Annotated in this window: 21 protein-coding genes and 1 tRNA gene; 6 read left to right on the top strand and 16 right to left on the bottom strand. The window is 64.3% G+C overall.

The window, feature by feature from the left end; all coding sequences use genetic code 11:
• Positions 1-48: 48 nt before the first annotated feature.
• On the bottom strand, positions 49-456 hold the full coding sequence (gene merR / locus ACSHWJ_RS02190) for an Hg(II)-responsive transcriptional regulator (RefSeq protein ID WP_017365900.1): 408 nt from the start codon (positions 454-456) through the stop codon (positions 49-51).
• A 71-nt stretch (positions 457-527) separates the two neighbouring features.
• Between merR and merT the strand changes: the two genes are divergently transcribed.
• From merT to ACSHWJ_RS02160, 6 genes are all read left to right on the top strand, one after another.
• A complete protein-coding gene (gene merT / locus ACSHWJ_RS02185; protein ID WP_017365901.1) occupies positions 528-878 on the top strand; it encodes a mercuric ion transporter MerT in 351 nt (116 codons plus the stop codon).
• A 12-nt stretch (positions 879-890) separates the two neighbouring features.
• On the top strand, positions 891-1,169 hold the full coding sequence (gene merP / locus ACSHWJ_RS02180; RefSeq protein WP_432539220.1) for a mercury resistance system periplasmic binding protein MerP: 279 nt from the start codon (positions 891-893) through the stop codon (positions 1,167-1,169).
• Between the two features lie 3 nt (positions 1,170-1,172).
• Positions 1,173-1,430, top strand: a complete 258-nt coding sequence (gene merF / locus ACSHWJ_RS02175; protein WP_218800016.1) for a mercury resistance system transport protein MerF — start codon at positions 1,173-1,175, stop codon at positions 1,428-1,430.
• Positions 1,431-1,437: 7 nt separating this feature from the next.
• Positions 1,438-3,111 (top strand): mercury(II) reductase, encoded by a 1,674-nt coding sequence (merA, locus tag ACSHWJ_RS02170; protein WP_432539219.1) that lies wholly within the window; start codon positions 1,438-1,440, stop codon positions 3,109-3,111.
• A gap of 571 nt (positions 3,112-3,682) precedes the next feature.
• A tRNA-Val gene (locus ACSHWJ_RS02165) sits at positions 3,683-3,757 on the top strand.
• Positions 3,758-4,041: 284 nt separating this feature from the next.
• Entirely contained in the window at positions 4,042-4,503 is a 462-nt protein-coding gene (locus ACSHWJ_RS02160) for a winged helix-turn-helix domain-containing protein (protein WP_432539218.1), read from the top strand.
• 202 nt (positions 4,504-4,705) lie between these two features.
• On the opposite strand, the gene ACSHWJ_RS02155 is transcribed toward ACSHWJ_RS02160, so the two are convergent.
• The 15 genes from ACSHWJ_RS02155 to ndhC all read right to left on the bottom strand — a co-directional run bounded on the left by ACSHWJ_RS02155 (position 4,706) and on the right by ndhC (position 22,467).
• Complete coding sequence (locus ACSHWJ_RS02155) at positions 4,706-5,653, bottom strand: site-specific integrase (RefSeq protein ID WP_249385473.1); 948 nt, start codon at positions 5,651-5,653, stop codon at positions 4,706-4,708.
• Between the two features lie 444 nt (positions 5,654-6,097).
• Positions 6,098-7,186 carry an ACR3 family arsenite efflux transporter gene (gene arsB / locus ACSHWJ_RS02150; RefSeq protein WP_249385384.1) on the bottom strand — a complete coding sequence of 363 codons (1,089 nt, stop codon included), beginning with the start codon at positions 7,184-7,186 and terminating at the stop codon, positions 6,098-6,100.
• 795 nt (positions 7,187-7,981) lie between these two features.
• The gene (locus tag ACSHWJ_RS02145; RefSeq protein ID WP_432539217.1) at positions 7,982-9,433 is read right to left on the bottom strand and encodes an NADH-quinone oxidoreductase subunit N; all 1,452 of its coding nucleotides are present in this window, start codon (positions 9,431-9,433) and stop codon (positions 7,982-7,984) included.
• A gap of 1 nt (position 9,434) precedes the next feature.
• On the bottom strand, positions 9,435-10,904 hold the full coding sequence (gene nuoM / locus ACSHWJ_RS02140; protein ID WP_432539216.1) for an NADH-quinone oxidoreductase subunit M: 1,470 nt from the start codon (positions 10,902-10,904) through the stop codon (positions 9,435-9,437).
• Complete coding sequence (nuoL, locus tag ACSHWJ_RS02135) at positions 10,901-12,742, bottom strand: NADH-quinone oxidoreductase subunit L (protein ID WP_432539215.1); 1,842 nt, start codon at positions 12,740-12,742, stop codon at positions 10,901-10,903. The genes nuoM and nuoL overlap by 4 nt, the downstream gene beginning before the upstream one ends.
• A gap of 8 nt (positions 12,743-12,750) precedes the next feature.
• Positions 12,751-13,059 (bottom strand): NADH-quinone oxidoreductase subunit NuoK, encoded by a 309-nt coding sequence (gene nuoK, locus ACSHWJ_RS02130; RefSeq protein WP_010960630.1) that lies wholly within the window; start codon positions 13,057-13,059, stop codon positions 12,751-12,753.
• Between the two features lie 11 nt (positions 13,060-13,070).
• The gene (gene nuoJ, locus ACSHWJ_RS02125) at positions 13,071-13,565 is read right to left on the bottom strand and encodes an NADH-quinone oxidoreductase subunit J (protein ID WP_432539214.1); all 495 of its coding nucleotides are present in this window, start codon (positions 13,563-13,565) and stop codon (positions 13,071-13,073) included.
• Between the two features lie 22 nt (positions 13,566-13,587).
• Positions 13,588-14,103: an NADH-quinone oxidoreductase subunit NuoI gene (gene nuoI / locus ACSHWJ_RS02120; protein ID WP_010960632.1), complete on the bottom strand. Its 516-nt coding sequence runs from the start codon at positions 14,101-14,103 to the stop codon at positions 13,588-13,590.
• 13 nt (positions 14,104-14,116) lie between these two features.
• Positions 14,117-15,067 (bottom strand): NADH-quinone oxidoreductase subunit NuoH, encoded by a 951-nt coding sequence (gene nuoH / locus ACSHWJ_RS02115; RefSeq protein ID WP_017365912.1) that lies wholly within the window; start codon positions 15,065-15,067, stop codon positions 14,117-14,119.
• Positions 15,064-17,853 (bottom strand): NADH-quinone oxidoreductase subunit NuoG, encoded by a 2,790-nt coding sequence (gene nuoG, locus ACSHWJ_RS02110; protein ID WP_218797662.1) that lies wholly within the window; start codon positions 17,851-17,853, stop codon positions 15,064-15,066. The genes nuoH and nuoG overlap by 4 nt, the downstream gene beginning before the upstream one ends.
• Positions 17,846-19,129, bottom strand: coding sequence for an NADH-quinone oxidoreductase subunit NuoF (nuoF, locus tag ACSHWJ_RS02105; RefSeq protein WP_017365914.1), 1,284 nt, complete (start codon positions 19,127-19,129; stop codon positions 17,846-17,848). The genes nuoG and nuoF overlap by 8 nt, the downstream gene beginning before the upstream one ends.
• A complete protein-coding gene (nuoE, locus tag ACSHWJ_RS02100) occupies positions 19,129-19,602 on the bottom strand; it encodes an NADH-quinone oxidoreductase subunit NuoE (protein WP_218797663.1) in 474 nt (157 codons plus the stop codon). The genes nuoF and nuoE overlap by 1 nt, the downstream gene beginning before the upstream one ends.
• Positions 19,603-19,614: 12 nt before the next feature.
• On the bottom strand, positions 19,615-21,378 hold the full coding sequence (nuoC, locus tag ACSHWJ_RS02095; protein WP_218797664.1) for an NADH-quinone oxidoreductase subunit C/D: 1,764 nt from the start codon (positions 21,376-21,378) through the stop codon (positions 19,615-19,617).
• Between the two features lie 18 nt (positions 21,379-21,396).
• Positions 21,397-22,038, bottom strand: coding sequence for a NuoB/complex I 20 kDa subunit family protein (locus tag ACSHWJ_RS02090; protein ID WP_017365917.1), 642 nt, complete (start codon positions 22,036-22,038; stop codon positions 21,397-21,399).
• 9 nt (positions 22,039-22,047) lie between these two features.
• Positions 22,048-22,467, bottom strand: a complete 420-nt coding sequence (ndhC, locus tag ACSHWJ_RS02085) for an NADH-quinone oxidoreductase subunit A (RefSeq protein WP_017365918.1) — start codon at positions 22,465-22,467, stop codon at positions 22,048-22,050.
• Between the last annotated feature and the right edge of the window lie 109 nt (positions 22,468-22,576).

The raw sequence follows: 22,576 nt of genomic DNA, 5'->3' as shown, positions 1-22,576 counted from the left end.
GCTCGCGAAACGGAAAAAATCGTACGCCAAGCCCGAACTGCTCTCCGTTCAGCAGCAGTGCAATGCCGCGATCAATGGGCAGGAAATGTCGCCGCTATGCGCCTTGCACTCGCCAACCAGCTTCGCCAGCTCTGCCTCCATCCGCTGTAAGTCTGCCAGGCGGGCGCGTACATCCGCCAGCCGGTGGGCGGCCAGTTCGGCCGCTTCGCTGCAATGGGTGCCGTCCTCGAGTTTCAGGAGCCGGCCGACTTCATCCAGGCTGAACCCCAGGCGCTGGGCTGATTTCACGAATTTCACCCGCGCCACGTCCGTCCGCCCGTAACGGCGGATGCCCCCATAAGGCCGCTCCGGCCGGGGCAGCAAGCCCTTGAGCTGGTAGAAGCGGATGGTCTCCACGTTGACCCCGGCGGCCTTGGCGAAGGCGCCGATGGTCAGGTTCTCTTGAGCGCTCTCCATGGTGCTTGACTCCGTAGTCGACTACGGAAGTAACGTTACCGCACCAAGCGAAGTCCCGGAAGGAGAACCTCGTGTCGGAATCCAAGAGCGGTCGCGGCGCACTGGTGACCGGCGGCATCGCGGCCGTCCTCGCCTCCGCCTGTTGTCTCGGCCCCCTCGTGCTGGTCGTGCTCGGCTTCTCGGGCGCGTGGATCGGCAACCTGACCGTGCTGGAGCCGTATCGGCCGATCTTCATCGGCGCGGCGCTCATCGCACTGTTCTTCGCCTGGCGCAGCATCTTCCGACCGGCCCATGCCTGCAAGCCTGGTGACGTCTGCGCCGCGCCCCAAGTGCGGACGGCCTACAAGATCGCTTTCTGGATCGTGACCGCCCTGGTCCTGGTTGCCCTCGTGTTTCCCTACGTCCTGCCGCTGTTCTACTGAAAGGGCATTGCCATGAAGAAACTCACCGCAGTGATCGCCCTGTCCGCCGCCCTGAGCACACCCGCCTGGAGTGCTGGCCAGACCATCACTCTGTCCGTGCCCGGCATGACCTGCGCGGCCTGTCCGATCACGGTGAAGAAGGCGCTCGCCAATGTCGACGGCGTGAGCAAGGTCGAAGTGAACTTCGAGAAACGCGAAGCCGTCGTCACTTTCGACGACGCCAGGACCAGTCCGGAAACCCTCGCGCAGGCAACCGCGAACGCCGGTTATCCTTCGACTGTCAACGAATGAAGCATGGCTGACAAAACCTTAACGCGCACGGGCATCGTCGGTTACATCGTCACCGCGATTTGCCGCGCGCTCCCGATACTCGTGGTCCTGCTGGGTGCCGTGAGTTTTTCGGCTTGGGCTGGTGGGCCCGATTACGTTCTCATCCGCATGCCCATCGTATTCGTCGGCCTCACGGTTTATGCCTTGAATCGACGCCGGCGTGTCGTGCAGTGCTGTGTGCCCGCGACAGTGCCAAACTCCGGCAATGGAAAGAATGAGTAGGCATGAGTTGCTCATCGACGGCATGACCTGCACGTCGTGCGCCGAGCACGTCCGGCAGGTTTTGGAAAAGGTGCCCGGCGTGCGTTCGGCCTCGGTGTCGTTTCTGCGCAAACGCGCCGAGATCGAGGCGGATCCGGGCGTGGGCCCGGATCCGCTGGTCACGGTCGTGACCGCGCTCGGCTACCGCGCACGGGTTTCCGATACACCGGGCAAGTCCGCCGGCGGCTTGTTCGACGAGACGTTCGGCTGGCCGGACGGCGGAACGAAGCGCGGTAGCGGCGAGCCAGCACTGCACGTGACCGTGATCGGCAGCGGCGGCGCGGCAATGGCGGGTGCATTGAAGGCCGTGGATCTCGGCGCGCGCGTGACGCTGATCGAGCGCGGCACCATAGGCGGCACCTGCGTCAATGTCGGCTGCGTGCCCTCGAAGATCATGATTCGCACCGCCCACATCGCCCACCTGCGCCGCGAAAGCCCGTTCGATGAGGGGCTTCCGCCGACACCGCCGGTCGTCCTCCGCGAGCGGCTGTTGGCCCAGCAGCAAGGCCGCGTCGAGGAACTGCGCCACGCCAAGTACGAAGGCATCCTGGCGAGTACCCCGGCCGTCACCGTGCTGCGCGGCGAGGCCAGGTTCATGGATGCGCATACGCTCACCGTGGCGCTTTGCCACGGCGGCACGCGCGAGCTGAGCTTCGACCGTTGCCTCGTCGCTACCGGCGCGAGTCCGGCGATTCCACCGATCCAGGGCCTTGCGGATACGCCCTACTGGACTTCCACCGAGGCGCTGGCGAGCGACACGATCCCCGAGCGGCTGGCCGTGATCGGCTCGTCGGTGGTGGCGGTCGAGCTGGCGCAGGCCTTCGCCCGGCTGGGCAGCCGGGTCTCGATACTGGCGCGCCGCACGCTGTTCTTCCGCGAAGATCCGGCCATTGGCGAGGCCGTAACAAACGCGTTCCGTTTGGAGGGCATCGAGGTGCTGGAGCATGCCCAGGCGAGCCAGGTCGCTTATGCGAACGGGGAATTCGTGATGACTACCGGTCACGGCGAGCGGCGCGCCGACAAGCTGCTGGTTGCCACCGGGCGCGCGCCGAACACGCGCAACCTGAATCTCGAGGCGGCGGGCATCGAGGTCGACGCGCAAGGGGCCATCATCGTCGACCGCGCCATGCGTACCAGCGCGCCGCACATCTTTGCTGCCGGCGACTGCACCGACCAGCCGCAATTCGTGTATGTGGCGGCGGCGGCCGGTAGCCGCGCCGCGATCAATATGATGGGCGGCAGTGCCGAGCTGGATCTGACGACGATGCCGACGGTGGCGTTCACCGATCCACAGGTGGCAACGGTGGGCTACAGCGAAGCCGAAGCGTGCCACGACGGCATCGAGACCGAGAGCCGCACGCTCACGCTCGACAACGTGCCGAGGGCGCTGGCCAATTTCGACACCCGCGGCTTCATCAAGCTGGTGGCCGAAGCCGGCACTGGGCGTCTGATCGGCGTGCAGGCAGTGGCTCCGGAGGCGGGCGAATTGATCCAGGCGGCCGCGCTGGCGATCCGCCACCGGATGACCGTGCAGGAATTGGCCGACCAGTTGTTTCCCTATCTGACCATGGTCGAGGGTCTGAAGCTCGCGGCCCAGACCTTCACCAAGGACGTCAAACGGCTTTCCTGCTGCGCCGTCTGAGAAAAAGATCGGTTCGATGACCAGGTGCACGGCGTCGCAACTGGCCCAGGAGGCCGGGATGATCGCAAATATCGTGCGCGACTGGACTCTGGCGGACCGGGTTCCCTTCGCAGCATTCGATTGAGGGAGCGCCGCTGGCAAAAACCACCGGACTGTTCATTGCAAAACAGCGCCTGCCGAGATCATCGGTCGCTTTCGGCCTTGCCTGTGGCTACGCAATGGCGGGTCCCTGGGGTTGCCGACTCCAGCCCATCATTGATAGTGAAACCTTCGTCCCGCCTGGCGGCACATTTCCGTGATTGGCATGCCCCCTTCGGCCCGTTTTGGAGAACCCGATGACCTGTTCTTCTTCATGTCCGTCGTTCTCCATTGGTTGACGGACTTATCTATTTCACTCTGGTATGGCTGGATGGGGGCAGGTTGCTACACCACGGACAGTTTATTTGTTCTCGACAAGAGCATTTACAATGTTTGGATTTGAAGATAAATTACGCGGATCGAAACCATGCGTCCGGGCTGCGGTATTTTTTTTCGGTATCCGCACGGCGCCATGACAGGGTTCGCAGGACAAGGGCGGTTAGCTCAGCGGGAGAGCACTTCCTTCACACGGAAGGGGTCGCAGGTTCGATCCCTGCACCGCCCACCATTCAAAACCACCACTTAGTCACTTTGCGGCCACGTCGAGAATCTTGCCGTGACGCATCCCAACCCAGGATCTCCACCGCGTCGCGCAGACTGTCCGGCGCCCTTTGACCGCATGCTCCATGTCGTTCAAGGGGATATCGCTGCGCTTGCAGAACCGTTACGATTAACCCTGATCGGCGAATCATTCGATCGCTGCCGTCCGACGAGTTGCGAATGTCATCCGATAAACCGCTTCTTTCTGAGCCCGGTACGACCTCACCGGTACCCCGAACCGGTATCGGCCGAGTGGGTGAGAAGACACAGGAAACACACAAGCGGCGTAGCAAGAAAACGGTGCACCCACGGCGCTGTTTTGTCGAGCCGAGGTTCAAACTGACTTTGCGCCTGCTCTATGGTACCGAAATCGCCTTCGGTCCCGGCAAGGCGGAGTTGTTGGAGGCGATCGAGCAAACCGGGTCGATATCGGCAGCCGGCCGCAGCATGGACATGAGTTACCGGCGCGCTTGGCTGCTGGTGGACACCATGAACCGTTCCTTCCGCGAACCGGTGGTGGACGCCTCCCGCGGAGGGAGACACGGGGGAGGCGCTCACCTGACGCCCTTCGGCAGGGATGTGCTGGAGCGCTATCGCGAAGTCCAGGGCGCGCTCCAGCAGGTCGCCGATACTTACCTGCGGCTGTTTCGCCCTTGTATGGCCACGACGCCGCCGATCGGCGATCCCGCCGAAGTTCCCCATCCGGATTCCTGACGGCGGCAGGAGAGCGGGTCAGGGTTCCACTGCCACCGATACGGTATCGAACACCAGGGGCGAATGGCCGGTCGGTTTGACGCGAACCCTGAGCGCTCCCTGGCGGGTGGTCTGCTTCCGAGTCGGCTTCGTCAAACGTCCTCCGGCCGCTCAACCCGCAAGCGCTGTCGTCGCCCTCATGGCATGCAGGAAGCCTTCGCCGTCAACTCACGGGAGGTGCCGTGTGCTCGATGCCATAGTCGAGCTTGGTCAATTCGCGCAGGAGTACATCCGGATGGGTTTCCCAGAGAGGTCTGGCGCAGCCGCCGGCACCGCTTCCGGTCAGCCCCAGCAGGGCGTCGACATGCGATTCGGTAACGCCCGCCTGCTTCAAGAAGGCACGGAACGTGGCGCGGAAGACGTCGGAACGCCGCCCTTCCTGCTTCAGTCCCAGCGCGTTCAAGTGCCGGTTGAGCCACATTCCAAAGTTCTGTCCTTTGCTGCCCAAGCGCGGAATTTTTAACCCTGGCCACATCGTGCCGTGGCCGCGCTGATTCCTTGCGTGCTCGAGCAGCCCAAGGGCCACCAACCGGGGATGCAGGGGCACGAAACGCAATTTGCGTATGACGGGCAGCCGGGCGTTGGCCGTTACCAAACGGAAAGCCGGGATGCCGCCGGGAAGCTCCACGATGTCTTCGGGGGTGAGCAGGCAGATTTCGCCGATACGGGCGCCCGCATAGAGCTGGATCAGGGGAATCCAATATTTGTAGGCCGTGTTGACGCCTTTCCGTGCATGCTCGGACTCGAAGAAGATCTTCAGTTGTTCCGGGCTGAACGGTTTATCGGCACTCTGCTGGCGCAGTTCCGCCACGACGCTCTCGTTTGGCAGCCGGCAGCCGTTGCAAGGATTTCGCTCGAGGCCGTAGCGTCGCTCCGCGATGGCCCAGTTGAACAAGGCCGACAGCGAACCGAGATAACCGTTGGCGGTCGCGGCGGACAGGCCATAGGCGCTGCGCAGCTCGTTCAGCAGAATACGGATATCGTCGGGCCGGTATACACCGATCGGCCGGTCGCCGAGGATTTCGGCACAGCGGATCAGATGGCTTTCCGCCTGCCGCAACCGTTCATAGCGGACTTTGTCATGTTGGACACGGATGTAGTCCCGGATCACTCCCCCCAAGAGGAAGCCACTATTCCGCAGCGAGGGCTGACCCGATTTTCCGATCGGCCTATCGAGCCGCCGAGATTGCAATGCTGCAGTGGCGAATGTCACTGTCTTCACTTCGTCCTGGCCAAACAATCAAAGATATGCGTGGATTGTGAACGAACGCTCCAACGTTTTCTTGGACAAAAGAGCACTTGGGACGGGACAATTGCGCAATGATCGAGATCGGAGCCCGTCGAAACGAACCCGCTCATTTCCGGATGCCGGCCGGAGATGAGCGGGGTTTGAATTCGGTCTTGCGGCCAGGGCAATGTCTCGACGAACCTGGCCTTGTTCAGCTTGACCTGGCACTGGTTGAGTGACGGGAAATGACGCGCGGCCAGCACCGCCAAGGCAGAGGGTGCCGTCATGCACCGGGGTGACGGAACGGCGGTCGCGGAGCCCCGCCCGCTATTCATTTGCCTGCATGCCGATGCGCGTCCACGGGCAGCATTCTTCGTGGCTGGGAACGCCTGAACGCAGCTCGTACCAGGCGCGACTGCGGTTGACAACGCCCACGGCCAGCAGCATCACAGGCACCTCGATCAAGACACCGACTACTGTCGCCAGGGCCGCTCCGGATTCGAAACCGAACAGAGCGATAGCGGTGGCAACCGCCAGTTCGAAGAAGTTGCTGGCACCGATCAGCGCAGAGGGGCCGGCGATGCAATGGGGGGAGCGAACGGCGCGGTTCAGGAGATAGGCCAGCCCCGAATTGAAAAACACCTGGATCAGAATGGGCACCGCCAGGAGAAGGATCACCAAAGGCTGGCTCAAGATCTGCTCACCCTGGAAGCCGAACAGCAGCACCAACGTGGCCAGGAGTGCCGTCAGCGACACGGGATGCAAAACCTGCAACAGTCGGTCCAAGCGCGCATACCCATGCTCGTGGCGCAACATCAGGGCACGCCCGAAGTTCGCCAGCATCAGCGGCACCACGATGTAGAGCAGCACCGACAGGAGCAATGTGTCCCAGGGCACAGTAATGGCCGACAGTCCCAGCAGCAGGCCGACGAGGGGCGCGAAGGCGAAGACCATGATGACGTCGTTGAGTGCCACCTGTGATAAGGTGAAGTGCGGTTCGCCACGCACGAGATGGCTCCAGATGAACACCATGGCCGTGCAGGGTGCTGCCGCCAGGAGTATCAAACCGGCGATGTAGGCGTCGATCTGGTCGGACGGCAGCCATGGGCGAAACAGGTTGCCGACGAAGAGCCATCCCAGGAACGCCATCGAGAACGGCTTCACGCCCCAGTTTACCAACAGGGTCACACCAACTCCGCGCCAATGCTGCACGACGCCTTTCAGCGCTTTGAGGTTTATCTTGAGCAGCATGGGAATGATCATCAACCAGATCAACGCTGCGACCGGGAGATTGATCTTGGCGATTTCCCATCGTCCCACCGCCTGAAACATCGCGGGGAAGAAATGCCCCAGGCCAACGCCGCCGACGATGCAAAGAACTACCCAGAGAGTCAGGTAGCGATCGAATACGCTCAAACGTCGTGGCTTTGACGGTGACTCCGATTTGTCGCCGACGGCTACCCGTGCGGGCTTCCTCACAGACCGAGACGGGCCCTGTGTTGGGGGATCGGTGATCGTCGGAGTGTTTCGGGTTTTCCGCTTTTTCATGGCCGTGGTTCTCTGGGAACAAGTCGGTTATCGAGAAAGAAATCTACCTGCAACTCGGATTCAGAGCTTCGGAGGCTTCCGCCGTGAAGGTTAGGAATCCCCAGATATTAACCCGGCAATCGAATATCCTGAAACGCTGGGCGGACTCAATTGACCCGTCCCCGCCGTGGCGTACCAACGGAAAGGGGTAAAGTCCGCCCGATCAGGAGACGCGGACATGAAGAAGAGCAGGTTCACCGAAGACCGGATCCTCGGTTTTTTGAGCAGGCTGAAGCGGGATTGCCCTTCGCGGAGGTCTGCGCGATGGCTGCAACGGCAAGTTCCGGGACGAGTGCCCGAACGAGCACGGGTTCGAGTCGTTGCCCCAGGCCGGGACTACAACGAGGTCAGGCTCCACGGCGGCATCGGCGGGATACCACCGGCCCGATTCGCGGTTTCGTGCCGCGCCATCGGCAACCCGGCAACCGAGGAATCGTTTGACCTCCAACGCTGACTTTTTTCCCGGATTCAGCGGCATGCCCAGGGGGTAGGTCACCGCTTTCCGAGCGCTGTTCGCCGGCAAGCAAGCTTGCCGGCGCTTTCCTTCCGGGAAGAGCGGTGCGATGAGCAGGTAGCAGGTGGCGCGGAACCGTCTTATGGGACTCCGCCCGTCGCGGTGAGCCGTTACGGGCTGTCGGCGGTGGGGGGCGGTTGTGGCACGTTGGCGGCGGCATCGATCAAAGGCTGCGGAAACAATCCGGCCGCGAGAATGACCAGTGCCGCAGCGGCCAAAGCGGCTCCCGCCGCCGGATGCAGCGTGACCCGCTGACCGACACCGGCCGGCTGGATCATGGTCAGCACGACACGGAGGTAATAGTAGATGCCGATACCGCTGCCGATGACGACGGTCGCCACCAGCGGCCAGGTCTCCGCCTGCACGCCGACGGCGAAGACGTAGAACTTGCCGACGAAGCCGACTGTGAGCGGGATTCCCGCCAGCGACAGCAGGGAGAGTGTCAGCACCGCGGCAAGCCAGGGCGAGCGCCAGAACAGGCCGGCGTAGTCGCTGAGCCGGTCGGATTCGCGGTCGTCGTCGGACAAGGCCGAGATGGCGCCGAAGGCGGCCAGACTGGTGACCGTGTAGGCGGCGAGGTAGAAGGCGATCGTTTCCGTCTGCAGGTCCCGCCGCAGCAGTCCCGCCGCGACGAACCCCGTCAGTAGGTAACCCATGTGGGCGATAGAGGAATAGGCGAGCAGGCGTTTCAGACTGACCTGCAGCAGCGCCAGGAGATTGCCGGCCAGGATGGAAACGACGGCCAGGAGGCCGAGCACGCAGAGAAAGGTTTCCGATCGCTCGGCGTGGACGGCGGTGAAGAACCTGAGCAGCAGGGCGAACACGGACGCCTTCGACACGGTTGCCAGGAAGGCGGTGACCGGGGCGGGCGCGCCCTGATAGACGTCCGGCGTCCACAGGTGGAACGGCACCAGCGACAGTTTGAAGCCGATCGCGGCCAGGATCAGGAACAGGCCGGCGAGAGCGAGCGGTTTTTGCCCCAGTTCCGCGCCATGCGCGCCGATCTGTCCGAACGAGAGTACGCCCAGGTCGCCGTAGACCAGTGCCATGCCGAACATGAGGAAAGAGGAGGCGAGTCCCGACAGCATCAGGTATTTGATGCCCGCTTCCAGCGGGCGGGAGGCCCGGACGCTATAGGCGATCATCGGGAACAGGGAGATCGTCAGCACCTCCAGGCCGAGGAAGAACATGGCGAGATGGGCGCTGGATACCAGCAGCAGGGCCCCCAGGGTCGAGGTGAGGAGCAGCACGAAGATTTCTTCGTTCTCGTTCTCGCGCCGGCGGAAATACGCCAGGCACAGGAGGGCGACGACGAGCGCGGCGAGCAGGAAAAGGGCATGGAAGAACAGGCCATAGGCGTCGACCCGCAGCAAGTCCGTGACCTGGAGCGGCGCGACGGACGAAGCGTGGGGTAGGGTGGACAGGCCCGCCAGCAGCCCGCCGAACGTCAGCCAGAAAACGAGGCGGAAGCTCCGCCGGATCGCGATGGCCAGCATCACGGCAACGGCGGCCGCCGACAGCACGATGAAGGGGAGCAGGGCGGTGAGAGCGTCGGCGGTCACGTCAGGTTCCTCGCTGGGCCAGGGTCCGGGTCAGTCCGTTCACCGTGGCGTCGGTGTAGGCCAGCATCGATTGGGGATGGAGCCCCATCCAGGCGGTCGCGGCGGCCAGGCACAGCATCACGCCCATTTCGCGCAGGCCGAAATCGCGGACTTCATGGCGGGAGGCCGGTCCGTGGAACGCCCGCTGCATCACGTACAGCGCATACACCGGTGCCAGGATCAGGCCGAGCGCGGCGAACGCGGTGAGGACGGTATCGACGCGGAAGCTCCCCAGCAGCACCAGGAATTCGCCGACGAAGTTGCCCAGCCCCGGCATGCCCAGCGCGGCGACCGAGAAGAACAGGGTGATCGCGCCGATGCGGGGCGTCAGCGTCCACAACCCGCCCATCGCGTCCATGTCGCGGGTGTGCAGCCGCTCCTGCAGGGCGCCGGCGACCATGAACAGCGCCGCCGCACTGACGCCATGGGCCAGCATGGTCATCACCGCGCCTTGCAGCGCTTGCGTGTTGCCGGCGAAAGCGCCGAGCAGCATGAAGCCCATGTGGCTGACGCTGGTATAGGCGATGAGACGCTTGAGGTCGGTCTGGGCGAAGGCGATCTTGGCGGCATAGAGGATGCTGACCGCTCCCAGGATCATGGCGAAAGGCGCGAAATCCTGCGCCGCACCGGGAAACAGCGGAATCACGAAGCGTAGCAGGCCGTAGGCTCCGGTCTTCAGCAACACCCCGGCGAGGAGCACGCTGCCGCCGGTCGGCGCCTGGGTATGGGCGTCCGGCAGCCAGGTGTGGAAGGGAACCGCTGGCAGTTTGACCGTGAAGGCGACGAAGAAGCCGAGCATGATCCAGCGGGCCGCGCCGGGATAGAGATCGGCCTCGAGCAGCTCGAAATAATCGAAGCTGAGCGTCCGTGTCGTCTGGTAGTGCAGGAACACCAGGGCGAGGATCGCGATCAGCATCAGGAGTCCGCTGACCTGGGTGAAGATGAAGAACTTCATGGCCGCATACGCCCGGTTCTCGTGTCCCCAGATGCCGATCAAGAGATACATCGGGATCAGCATGACTTCCCAGAAGAAGAAGAACAGGAACAGGTCCAGGGCGAGGAACACCCCGATGACGCCGGCCAGCGTCCACAGCAGGTTGAAATGGAAGAAGCCCGACCGTTCGCGGATCTCGGTCCAGGAACAGAGCACCGCGACGAAGCCGAGGAACACTGTCAGGGCGATGAGCAGCAGACTGAGCCCGTCCAGCGCCAGATGAATACGGATGCCAAAGCGCGGAATCCAGGCCCAGTCGATCTGCGCCAGCCAGGTGGATTCGGGCACGGTGTCGGCGAACACGGCCAGCAGCAATGCGGTCTCCCCGGCCAAGGCGGCCAGTGCCAGCCAGCGCGGGGCATTGTCCCGCCGGCGTCCGGCCGGGAGCGACAGCAGCCCACCGATCAGTGGAACCAGGATCAGCCAGAGCAGGATCATGCCCATACCCCCACGGCCAGGATCAGCACGGCGCCGAACAGCATGCCGGCGGCGTAGCGCCTGAGCTGGCCGGTCTGGGTGGGCACCAGCAGGCGATGGCCCAGGCGGGTGAGCGCGACGATGCCCCGGTAAGGCTGGTCGACGGCATCGGCCTCGTTCAGCCGGGCGAGGACGACGAAAGGCAGAACGAACAGACGGTCATACAGCCAGTCCATGCCCCAGCCGCTGAACCACAGACGGCGCAACGCCTCGCTTCCGGGGAGCTTCAGCAGTGCTTCGGCGGAAGCGGTGCCGGTGCGGTAGACGAGGTAGCCGATCGCGACGCCGAGGAAGGGCGCCGCCGTGGTCAAGAGGCCGGGGGAGTCGCCGGCCTGGTCCGTTCCGGTTTCGGGCAGCGCCGGGAACAGGGGCAGTTTCGCCAGCCCTCCGGCCAGGGAAAGTATGGCGAGCACGACCAGCGGCGCTGCGATGTTCGAGCCATAATGCCGATGCGCCGGTGTCCGTTCCGGGCCGAAAAAGGCGATCAGCAGCAGCCGGGTGCTGTAGAGGCCAGTGAGGACCGCGCCCGCCGTGCCGGCGGCCCACAGCCAGGAGCCGGCGCTGCCGGCTCCGTAAGCGGTGAGCAGGATTTCGTGTTTGCTGTAATACCCGGAAGTGAAGGGCAGGCCGACCAGGGCGGCCAGGCCGGCGAGGAAGGTCCAAAATACCAACGGCAGGCTGCGCCGCAGGCCTCCCATCCTGAAGATGTCCTGTTCGTGGTGCAGTGACAGGATGACGGCGCCCGCGCCGAGGAACAGCAGTGCCTTGAAGAAGGCATGGGTGGTCAGGTGGAAGATCGCCGCCGACCAGGCGCCCACGCCCAGAGCCAGGAACATGTAGCCGATCTGGCTGATGGTCGAATAGGCCAGAACGCGCTTGATGTCGGTCTGGGTCAGGGCGCTAAAACCGGATATCAGCAGGGTGATGGCGCCGATGACCGCGACCAGGGTCTGCACTTCGGGCGCCAGGGTGAACAGCGCATGGGTGCGGGCGATGAGGTAGACACCGGCCGTGACCATGGTGGCGGCATGGATCAGGGCGCTGATCGGGGTGGGGCCCGCCATGGCGTCGGGCAGCCAGACCTGGAGCGGCAACTGGGCCGACTTGCCGACGGCGCCGCCGAGCAGCAGCAGGGCCGCTGCGGTAGCGAGGGTCGAGCCTGCCGGCCACTGAGCGCCAGCCCGGCTCATCGCTTCCTGGATGTCCAGCGTGCCGAGCTGGCTGAACAGCAGGAACAGCCCCAGCGCCATGGCGGTGTCCCCGACGCGGGTGACGACGAAGGCCTTGCGCGCCGCATAGCCGTTTTCCGGCTTCTCGTACCAGAAGCCGATCAGAAGATAACTGCACAGTCCGACGCCTTCCCAGCCGAGGTAGAGCAGCGGCAGGTTGTCCGCCAGCACCAGGATCAGCATGGCGAACACGAACAGGTTCATGTAGGCGAAGAAGCGGGCCATGCCGGGGTCGTCCGCCATGTAGCCGGCGGAATAGACGTGGATCAGAAAGCCGATCCCGGTGACCACCAAAAGCATGTTGAGTGACAGTGCGTCGAGGTAGAAAGCAAAATCGACGCCGAAATCGCCCGCTGCCATCCAGTGCCAGAGCGTCTGCCGGAACACCCGGGTGTCCGGCTCCAGGGTCATGAGCTCGAAAGCCAGAGACGTCGCCAGGGCCGCCGAGAGTCCGACCGACCCGGCGCCGATCCAGGGGACGTAAGCCCTGGGCAGCCGGCCTTCGCTGCAGGTGAGGATCAGGAAGCCCGTCAGAGGAAGGAAGGGGACCAGACACAACAGTTTCAGCATGACGACTCCTAGCCTTGCATTTCGCTCAGGCGATCCACGTCCAGCGTCTTGTGGCGCCGATAGACCTGCAGCCCCAGCCCCAGCCCTACGCCGACCTCTGCGGCGGCCAGGGTCAGGATCAACAGGAACATGACCTGGCCATCGGGCTGGCCCCAGCGTGACCCTGCCGCGATGAAGGCCAAGCCCGCGGCGTTCAGCATGATCTCCACCGACATCAGCATCACGATCAGGTTGCGCCGGATCAGCAGGGCGACCAGGCCCAGCACGAACAGGACCGAGGCCAGCACCAGCGCATGTTCGAAAGGAATCGGCGCCATCGCTTCAGCTCCTAAGACTTGAGGGGACGACCGAGGTGATAGGCGCCGACCAGCCCCGCCAACAGCAGCATGGAGGCGGTTTCGACGGCCAGCAGATAGGGGCCGAACAGGGCGATACCGAGCGCCTTGGAGTCGACGATCCGGCCCGCCTCATGGGCGCCGGAACGCATCAGGATGAACAACAGCTCGGCGAAGAGGATGGCACAGAGTGCGGCAGGACCGTACCAGATGCCGGGACACAGCCATTGTCTTTCCTGCTCGATCGTTTTGCTGCCGAGATTGAGCATCATCACCACGAACACGAACAGCACTATGATGGCCCCGGCGTAGATGATGACTTCCAGCACTGCCGCGAAAAACGCCCCCAGCAGGTAAAAGATGAAGCCTGAGGCCAGCAGGGAGACGATGAGATAGAGCAGGGCGTGCACGGTGTTGCACTGGATCACCACCATGAAGGTGGCGGCGACGGCGACCAGGGCGGAGAGGTAGAAGAGGATCAGTTCCATGTCGATGCCTGTGGGGTTGGCGTCAGGGCAGAAGGCTGTGGACGTCGATCGGAGGCGCTTCGTTTTCCGCCTGGCCTTTGTCTTTGCCGGCGATGGCCTTGCCTGCCACCCGGTAGAAACTGTAGCCGGGATATTTGCCGGTGCCCTGGATCAAAAGATGTTCCTTTTCATATACCAGGTTGCGGCGGTCGTACTCGCACAGCTCGAAATCGGGGGTGAGCTGGATCGCGTAGGTCGGGCAGGCTTCTTCGCACAGGCCGCAGAGGATGCAGCGGGAAAAGTTGATACGGAAGAATTCCGGATACCAGCGCCCGTCAACGTCCTCGGTCTTCTGCAACGCGATGCAGTCCACCGGACACACCGCCGCGCAGAGGTTGCAGGCGACGCAGCGCTCCTCGCCGTCGGGGTCGCGGGTGAGGACGATGCGGCCGCGGTAGCGCGGATAGAGCTTGGGCCGCTGTTCGGGGTACTGGACCGTGTCGGCGCGGGAGAAGGTGTGCTTGAGTACGATCCACAGGGTGCGCAACTGGCTGATCATCCTGCTTCCTCCCTCATGGCACCGACAAGCCGACGGCCCCGGTGACGACGATATTGGCCAGGGTCAGCGGCAGCATCACCTTCCAGCCGAAACTCATGAACTGGTCATAGCGCGGCCGGGCCAGCGCCGCCCGCAGCAGGATGAAGAAAAGGATGAAGACCAGGGTCTTGAGGATGAACCAGGCCAAAGGCGGCAGGAAGGCCGGTCCCAGCCAGCCGCCGAAGAACAGCGTCACCAGGATGGCCGAGTTCAAGGTGATCCCCAGGTATTCGCCGACGAAGAACATGCCGAATTTCATGCCGGAATATTCGGTGTGGAAACCGCCGGTGATTTCCTGTTCGGCTTCCGGCAGGTCGAAGGGCGCGCGATGGCATTCCGCTACGGCCGCCACGAGGAAGGCGAGAAAGCCGGCAAACTGCGGCAGTACGTACCAGCCGTCTTTCTGCGCTTCGACGATCTCCCGTAGGTTGAAGCTGCCAGCCAGCATCACCACGCCCATGGCGGCCAGCCCCATGAAGACCTCGTAGCTGATGCTCTGGGCGGCGGCGCGCAGGCTCCCCAACAGCGAATATTTGTTGTTCGAGGCATAGCCCGCCAGCACTTGGCTGTAGACCGCCAGCGAAGACAGCGCGAAGAAATACAGCAGGCCGAAATTGAAGTCGATGACGCCCACGCCCGGCGCGAACGGTACCACGACGAAGCCGAGCAGCATGGTCACCATGACGATGGCCGGCGCGATGACGAACACCGGCTTGTCGGCGAAAGGCGGAATCCAGTCCTCCTTGAAGAAGATCTTGACCATGTCCGCCACGACCTGTCCCAGTCCCAGCGGGCCGACCCGGTTGGGGCCGAGCCGGTCCTGCCAGATTCCGATCATGCGGCGCTCCACCCAGATCAGCCAGGCCGCGACGATCACGGTCGAGAGCAGGATGCCGATGACGACAGCGGGTGATCCGACGGTCATGATGTCTCATCTCCAGGTTTGTTCGGTTTCCACGACTGCCAGGCGGTTACCGGGACGGGCAGGTCGGGCAGGCCGGCCGGCACGCCGGCGATCCCTGCCGCGAGACCGGGCAGGCATTTCACCGGCAGCCAGACGTCCGGGGCGAGTTCGACTTCTTCGCCTTCGGCGAGACCGAGTCGGGCCGCGTCCTCGGGGTTGAGGGCCACATAGGGATGCGGGGCCCGTTCCGCCACTGCGGACGAGTGCATGCTGGTCTCGTCGCTGCCGAAGATGTGGTGCAGCGGTACCAGCCGCAGCGCGTCCGCAATGGACGCTTCGGTTTCCGGCGGCACGGACCACGGTAGGCCGGTTCCGGCGCCATCACCGATCAGGCGGATGCCGGGATCGCCGCCGGAGAGATGCCCGCCGGCTTCGTCCTGGAACTTGCCGACCGCTTGGTTCGAGTTCCAGCCCGGCGCCCAGACGAAGGGATTCAGGGCCGGCGGATGGTCGTTTGCCGCTCCCTCCATGGAGAAGGCCAGGGCCGAATCGGTATCCTCCGGCTGTTTCGGTTCGTGGATGCGGATGTCGGCCAGCATCGCGGTGCGTCCGCTGTAGCGGTGCGGCTGGCGCGGGATCTTCTGGCCCGCGATGCGGAAGGCCGCTCCCGGCGCACAAGCGGTGATTTGCTGGAACACCGGCAGCGAGTCGGCCAGCGCTCGGGTCAGATCGTCGAGGCGGGGCCACGGCCCGAGCCAGCGCCAGCCATCGCGGCTGTCGCCGGCCGGCTGCATCGCCGCGAAGAAGCGCTGGGCGCGGCCTTCACTGCTGACCAGCGTCCCTTCGGTCTCGGCGAAGCTGGCGGCCGGCAGGACGAGGTGGGCGCGCTCCGCCGTGGCGTGCAGGGTATGGTCGATCACGATCACCTGTCTGGCACGTGTCAGCAGCGCATCGACCGTGGTTCGGTCCGCCCGCCGGTAGAGATCGTTCTCCAGGATCAGCAAGGTGTCGGCCTCGCCCGATTCGATGGTGTGGGCGGCGTGTGCCAGAGATTGCGCTTCCATCAGCGCCAGCCCCAGGCTGTTGCATTCCGGCACGGCGAAATGCACCGCAGTGGCCCGTCCCGGCCGTGCCGCCGCCAGCGCAGCGGCGATCTGGCCCACCGCCCGCAGCACGTCTTCGCTCAGGCAGCCGGTACCGGCCACGATCAGGGGGCGTTCGGCCGAGGTCAGAGCCTGGGCGATTTCCGCGGCCAGGGCTTCGTGCTCGGGTGTCAGACCCGTGACGGCCGGCGCTTCGGGGCAGATGCCATGCGCGACGGCGAAGCCCAGCCGGGCGATGGTCCGGGGGGATGCGCGGCAGGTTCGCGCGGCGATGTCGTCCAGCCGGGTCGGCGCCGGACTGGCGATGAACAGCGGGCTCTTTTCGGCCTGGGCCGCTTCACGCACGGCGGCATCCTGCCAGTGCGGGATACCCAGTTCGTCGGCGATGGCCAGGGCGCGGTTGCGCACCGCCTGGCGCAGCGCCAGCGCCAGCCGCGGCGCGGTCTGGGTCGGGTCTTCGCCGAGGATGAGCACGGCATCCGCCCGTTCGGCCTCGCGCAGCGACACGAGGTGGAGGGGGAGGTTCCGGACGAGGTCGAGCAGGGTGCGCAGGCAACCGTGTTCGGCGTCGCCGATGCCGGCATGGAAACGCTCCGCGCCGACCCGTTCCCGCAAGGCGAAATTGGCCTCGAGGCTGGCACGGGGTGATCCGATGCCGACGATTCCCTTGGCATCCTCCAGCATGGCGCGCAAGCGGTTTTCGGCGGTCGACACGTCCAGCGGACCGGTTTCGGCGGAGCGGGCCTGATACAGGCGGGCCGGGCCGTTGACGAAGCCGTAGCCGAATCGCCCCCGGTCGCAGAGGAAATAGCCGTTGATCTCGCCATGGTAGCGGTTGACGATCCGCCGCAGGCTGCCGTAACGCTCACCGGGGCTGGTGTTGCAGCCAATGCCGCAGTGGACGCAGATCGAAGGCGCGGTCTGCAGATCCCATTTGCGGCTGTAATGCCGGCTGAAGGTTTTGTCGGTGAATACCCCGGTCGGGCAGACCTCGACGAGGTTGCCACTGAACTCGTTCTCCAGCGCTCCGTCCTCATGGCGGCCGAAATAGACGTGGTTGTGCGAGGCGAACACCTGCAGATCGTCGCCGCCGCAATAGTCCTGGTAATAGCGGACGCAGCGGTAGCAGGCGATGCAGCGGTTCATCTCGTGGTTGATGAAGGGACCCAAGTCCTGGTTGCGGTGGGTGCGCTTGAGGCCGCGGTACTGGCGGATGGTATGGCCGGTCATCACGGTCATGTCCTGCAGATGGCATTCGCCGCCTTCCTCGCACACCGGGCAGTCGTGCGGATGGTTGGTCATCAGCAGTTCCAGGATGCCGGCGCGGAAGGCTTTGGCATCGGGGCCTTGGAGAGAAATCCGCATACCCTCCGCGACCGGCGTCATGCAGGCCATCACCACCCGGCCTTGGGCGTCGTTCGCATCTTTGAACTGGATCACGCCGCACTGGCGGCAGGCGCCGACCGAACCCATGGCCGGGTGCCAGCAAAAATAGGGTAGATCCAGGCCCAGCGAGAGGATCGCCTGCAGCAGGTTTTCCCCTGCCTTGACGGGATGGTTCTTGCCGTCGATCTCGATGTGCAGACCCGCCTTCGGCGGTCCAAAATCGTTCCCGACGATTTTGTGCGGACTCCCTCCCTGGAGTCCGTCCTTCGGACCCGCCTTCGGCGGTCCAAAATCGTTCCCGACGATTTTGTCAGGCATACATGCCTCCGCGGGTGGTTTGCGGCTGGAGATAGCGCTCGAAATCGGCGCGGAAGTACTTGAGGGCGCTCTGCAGCGGTTCCATTGCACCGGGTGCGAGGGCGCAGAAGGTGTTGCCCGGGCCGAGCAGGCCGCACAAGCGCTCCAGAGTCGCGAGGTCCTCCGGCCGGCCGCGCCCTTCGATCAGCCCTTCGAGCAGGCTGACGGTCCAGGGCAGGCCATCCCGGCAAGGGGTGCACCAGCCGCAGGATTCCTGAGCGAAGAACCGTTCCAGGTTGAGCACCATCTGCACCGGGCAGGTCTTATCATCCAGCAAGATCATCGTGCCGGTACCGAGCCGGCTGCCGGCCTTGCCGATGGAGCCGTAGTCCATGGGAATATCCAGGTGTTCGGGCAGCAGGAAGTCGGTAGAGGCCCCTCCCGGCAGGTAGCCCTTCAAACGGTAGCCGTCGCGCATGCCGCCGGCGTGCTCCTCGATGATCTCGCGCGCCGTCGTGCCCATGGGCAGCTCCCAGGCGCCGGGGGACCTGACCCGGCCGCTGACGCCGTAGATCTTGGTGCCCGGTTCGCCGGTCCGGCTGAGTCCTTTGTACCACTCCACCCCGTTGCGGAGGATGTGCGGCAGGTTGCAGAGGGTCTCGACGTTGTTGACGATGGTGGGCTTGCCGAACAGGCCGGAGACTTGCGGAAACGGCGGCTTGGCGCGGGGGTTGGCGCGCTTGCCTTCCAGCGAGTTGAGCAGGGCGGTTTCCTCGCCGCAGATGTAGCGCCCGGCGCTGGTGTGCAGGCGCAGGTCCAGGCTGAATCCCGAGCCGAGGATGCCTTCGCCGAGCAGCCCCTGCGCTTCGGCTTCGGCGATCGCCTGCCGCAGTCGCGCCGCCGCCAGCCGGTATTCGCCGCGGAGGAAGACGTAGGCGATATTGGCCTGGATGGCGTAAGCTGCGATGACCACGCCTTCGATCAGCTGGTGCGGATCGCCCTCCAGTAACAGCCGGTCCTTGAACGCACCGGGTTCCATCTCGTCGCCGTTGACCACCAGGTATTTGGTCCGGGGTGCGTCCTCGCCCATCGGCACGAAGCTCCATTTCAGGCCGGTCGGGAAGCCGGCGCCGCCGCGGCCGCGCAGTCCGGAGTCTTTGACCCGTTGTTGTACGTCGAGAGGGGCGAATTCGGCGAGGGTTTTTTTCAATCCTTCGTAGCCGCCGCTGGCGAGATACTCGGCCAGAGTCACGGTCGAGCCGTCGGATTTGATGTTGCGGGTGAGCGGCTTGTCCATCAGGGCGCTCCGGTTTCACCGAGAATGTCGTCCAGTCTGGCGGGATCGACGTTGAAATGGGTCTCGTCGCCGATCATGAGTACCGGAGCCTTGTCGCAGGCTCCCAGGCAGACGATGGGCAGCAGGGTGTATTCGCCGTTCCCCGTGGTTTCCCCCACAGCGATGCCGAGTTTTTCGCTCAGATGGCGGCGGTTGTCTTCGGCGCCCAGCATCCAGCAGCTCACGCTGTTGCAGTAGTGGATGACGCGTCTGCCGACCGGCCGGCGGTAGATCAGGTTGTAGAAGGTGGCGATGCTGTCCAGCTCCGCCGGCGACATTCCCAGCAGTTCGGCGATCTCCTGCAGCAGCTCATCGGAAATCCAGCCGTGACTGCGCTGCACGATGTTCAACGCTTCGATCGCGGCCGCCGAAGGGTGAGGGAAATGCCTGGCTTCCCGGAGGATGGCTTGGATTTCGTCGGATGTGAGGGTCATGTTCCGGTTCCTTCAGCGGTCCACATCGGCCATCACGAAATCGATGCTGGCGAGGATGGCGATCAGGTCGGCGACCATCATGCCCCGGCTCATCAGCGGGATCATTTGCAGATGCGGGAACGAGGGGGTGCGGATGCGGGTACGGTAGGACATGGTGCCGCCGTCCGAGGTCAGGTAATAGCCGTTCAGGCCCTTGGTCGCCTCGATCGTCATGCAGACCTCGCCCGGCGGGATCACCGGGCCCCAGGAGACGCTGAGGAAATGCTGGATCAGAGTCTCGATGTCGTGCATCGTGCGTTCCTTGGGCGGTGGGGTGGTGAGCGGGTGCTCGGCTTTGTAAGGGCCGGAAGGCATGTGCTCCACACACTGCTCGATGATCCGGAGGCTCTGCCGCATCTCTTCCACCCGCACCGCGCAACGGTCGTAGCAGTCGCCGTTCGTGCCGGTAGGAACGTCGAATTCGAAGTTCTCGTAACCCGAATAGGGCCGTGCCTTGCGGTAGTCCCAGGGCAGCCCCGTGGCCCGCAGTCCCGCGCCGGTCACGCTCCAGTCGATGGCCTCGGTCGTTGTGTAGGCGCCGATCCCGCGGGTGCGGCGCTGGATCAGCTTGTTGGCCATCACCGCCTTGTCGTATTCGGCCAGACGCCTGGGAAAATAGGCGATGAATTCACGGATCAGTCTGTCCCAGCCCTCGGGGAGGTCCATGGCCACCCCGCCGATGCGGAAGAAGCTGGAGTGCATCCGGGCGCCGGTAAACGATTCGATGATCTCGAACACCCTCTCGCGGTCGATGAACATGTAGAAAATCGGCGACATCTGGCCCACGTCCTGGGCGAACGTCCCGTAGAACAGCAGGTGGCTGGCGATCCGGTAGAACTCGGAAATCATGACGCGGATGACCCGGGCGCGCTCCGGCACCTCGATTCCGGCCAGCTTCTCCACCGCCATGACGTAAGGCAGGTTGTTCATCGAACCGCCCAGGTAATCGATCCGGTCGGTGTAGGGGATGTAGCTGTGCCAGGACTGGCGTTCCCCCATCTTTTCCGCGCCCCGGTGGTGATAACCGATGTCGGGCACGGCATCGACGATCTCCTCGCCGTCGAGCTGGAGGGCGACGCGGAACACACCGTGCACGCTGGGGTGATTGGGGCCCAGGTTCAGGAACAGGAAGTCGGTGTCCTCGCTCTGGCGCTGCATGCCCCATTCCTCGGGCACGAAGCGCAGGGCTTCCTGCTCCTGCTGTTGCACATCGTCCGGCAGGCTGAACGGTTCCATCTCGGTGGCCCGGGCCGGATGATCCTTGCGCAAGGGATGGCCCTTCCAGGTCGGCGGCATGATGAGGCGGCGCAGGTTGGGATGCCCGTCGAAACGGATGCCGAACATGTCCCAGACTTCGCGCTCGTACCAGTTGGCGGCGGGGCAGACGGCAACGATGCTGGGGAGCGCCGGATCGGTCTCCGGCAAGGCGATTTTCAGCCGGACATCGGCGTTGCGCTCCAGCGAGACGAGGTGATAGACGACCGTGTAGGCGCTTGCCGGCATGCCGTCACGGTGCTTCCGGACCCGCTCATCGACGGCGGTCAGGTCGAACAGCAGGGCATAGGGGCGGTCGATTTCCGAACGGAGGTAGCGGATCGTCTCCACGAGGATTCGGGCGGGCAGCCACAGGGTGGGAATGCCGTCAGCGGTGGTCTGCTGGACGAAGGTCTCGCCGCCGAAGCGCCGGCACAGGGCCGGGACGATGGTTTCGGCATGTTCCGTCGTCGGGGCTGCCATGTCTGGATTTCCTCCCGCTTAGTCCAGGCTGAACGGGTCGTGCAGTTCGGTCGCCCGGTTGCGTTCGGCCTGCTTGAGATCACGCCGGCTCGGCGCGGGGGCCTTTTGAATGCCTTGCGGTCCGATCACCCAGCTCAGGGGCCGCGCCTCTTTTCCCACCGATTCCTGCAACATCATCAGTCCCTCCAGCAAGGCTTCCGGCCGTGGCGGGCAGCCCGGCACGTAGACGTCGACGGGTAAGAATTTGTCCACGCCCTGGACCACGCTGTAGATGTCGTACATGCCGCCGGAGTTGGCGCAGGAGCCCATGGAAATGATCCACTTGGGTTCGAGCAGCTGGTCGTAGAGGTGCTTGACCACAGGCGCCATCTTGCGGAACACCGTACCGGAGATCACCATCAGGTCGGCCTGGCGGGGACTGGCGCGGATCACTTCGGAACCGAAACGGGCGATGTCGAAGCGGCTGGTGAAGGCCGTCGCCATTTCCACGTAGCAGCAGGAAAGGCCGAAATTGAACGGCCAGATCGAATTCTTGCGGCCCCAGCGCACCAGGTCGTCCAGGCGGGCGAACAGGATGTTGCGCCGCAGCACTTCTTCGTAGGTTTGCCGGCCCGGCTGAGGCATCGGGCTTTGGTCTGCTCGTTTCAGGCTCCAGCGCATGAGGGGCTCCTACTGGTGGATCGTGGCTTCGATGCCGCGTTGGCGGGGTGTGCGCCAGTCGAGCGCGCCGATGCGCCACAGATAGACCAGTGTGGCGACCAGGACGCCGATGAAGATCAGGATTTCGATGTAGCCGGGCCAGCCGCTTTCGCGGAACGCGATGGCCCAGGCGAAGATGAAGACGGCTTCCAGGTCGAAGATGACGAAGAAGATCGCGATGAGATAGAAGCGGACGGAAAAACGGAGCTGGGAGCTGCCCACCGCGACGATGCCGGATTCGTACGGCTGTTCCGTCGCCGGGGTGCGGCGGGTGCGGCGTTCCCCCAGGAAGGGGGGCAGCGCGAGCATCGTGCCCACGACGACCAGCACCAGCTCGAAATAGAGCAGGAGCGGCCAAAGATCGGTATGTGGAACGCCAGCGGAACTCATGTGCGCATGTCTCCCGATGTCAGCGTAAGCATCACCCGTCGAGGCGGAGGATGTACCACAAAGCTGGCTACACTTTCGTCAAGCGGAGCCGGGTTGTCAATCGTAATCA

The sequence above is a fragment of the Methylococcus sp. S1M genome (assembly GCF_051295855.1).
Lineage (GTDB): Bacteria > Pseudomonadota > Gammaproteobacteria > Methylococcales > Methylococcaceae > Methylococcus > Methylococcus capsulatus.
This window is presented reverse-complemented; position numbering and strand designations above follow the sequence as displayed.

Coding starts and splice junctions, on each gene's coding strand:
- merR (WP_017365900.1), bottom strand. CDS start 456: ATGGAGAGCGCTCAAGAGAACCTGACCATCGGCGCCTTCGCCAAGGCC.
- merP (WP_432539220.1), top strand. CDS start 891: ATGAAGAAACTCACCGCAGTGATCGCCCTGTCCGCCGCCCTGAGCACA.
- merF (WP_218800016.1), top strand. CDS start 1,173: ATGGCTGACAAAACCTTAACGCGCACGGGCATCGTCGGTTACATCGTC.
- nuoM (WP_432539216.1), bottom strand. CDS start 10,904: ATGATCCTGCTCTGGCTGATCCTGGTTCCACTGATCGGTGGGCTGCTG.
- nuoL (WP_432539215.1), bottom strand. CDS start 12,742: ATGCTGAAACTGTTGTGTCTGGTCCCCTTCCTTCCTCTGACGGGCTTC.
- nuoK (WP_010960630.1), bottom strand. CDS start 13,059: ATGGCGCCGATTCCTTTCGAACATGCGCTGGTGCTGGCCTCGGTCCTG.
- nuoJ (WP_432539214.1), bottom strand. CDS start 13,565: ATGGAACTGATCCTCTTCTACCTCTCCGCCCTGGTCGCCGTCGCCGCC.
- nuoI (WP_010960632.1), bottom strand. CDS start 14,103: ATGATCAGCCAGTTGCGCACCCTGTGGATCGTACTCAAGCACACCTTC.
- nuoH (WP_017365912.1), bottom strand. CDS start 15,067: ATGACCGTCGGATCACCCGCTGTCGTCATCGGCATCCTGCTCTCGACC.
- nuoG (WP_218797662.1), bottom strand. CDS start 17,853: ATGCCTGACAAAATCGTCGGGAACGATTTTGGACCGCCGAAGGCGGGT.
- nuoF (WP_017365914.1), bottom strand. CDS start 19,129: ATGGACAAGCCGCTCACCCGCAACATCAAATCCGACGGCTCGACCGTG.
- nuoE (WP_218797663.1), bottom strand. CDS start 19,602: ATGACCCTCACATCCGACGAAATCCAAGCCATCCTCCGGGAAGCCAGG.
- nuoC (WP_218797664.1), bottom strand. CDS start 21,378: ATGGCAGCCCCGACGACGGAACATGCCGAAACCATCGTCCCGGCCCTG.
- ACSHWJ_RS02090 (WP_017365917.1), bottom strand. CDS start 22,038: ATGCGCTGGAGCCTGAAACGAGCAGACCAAAGCCCGATGCCTCAGCCG.
- ndhC (WP_017365918.1), bottom strand. CDS start 22,467: ATGAGTTCCGCTGGCGTTCCACATACCGATCTTTGGCCGCTCCTGCTC.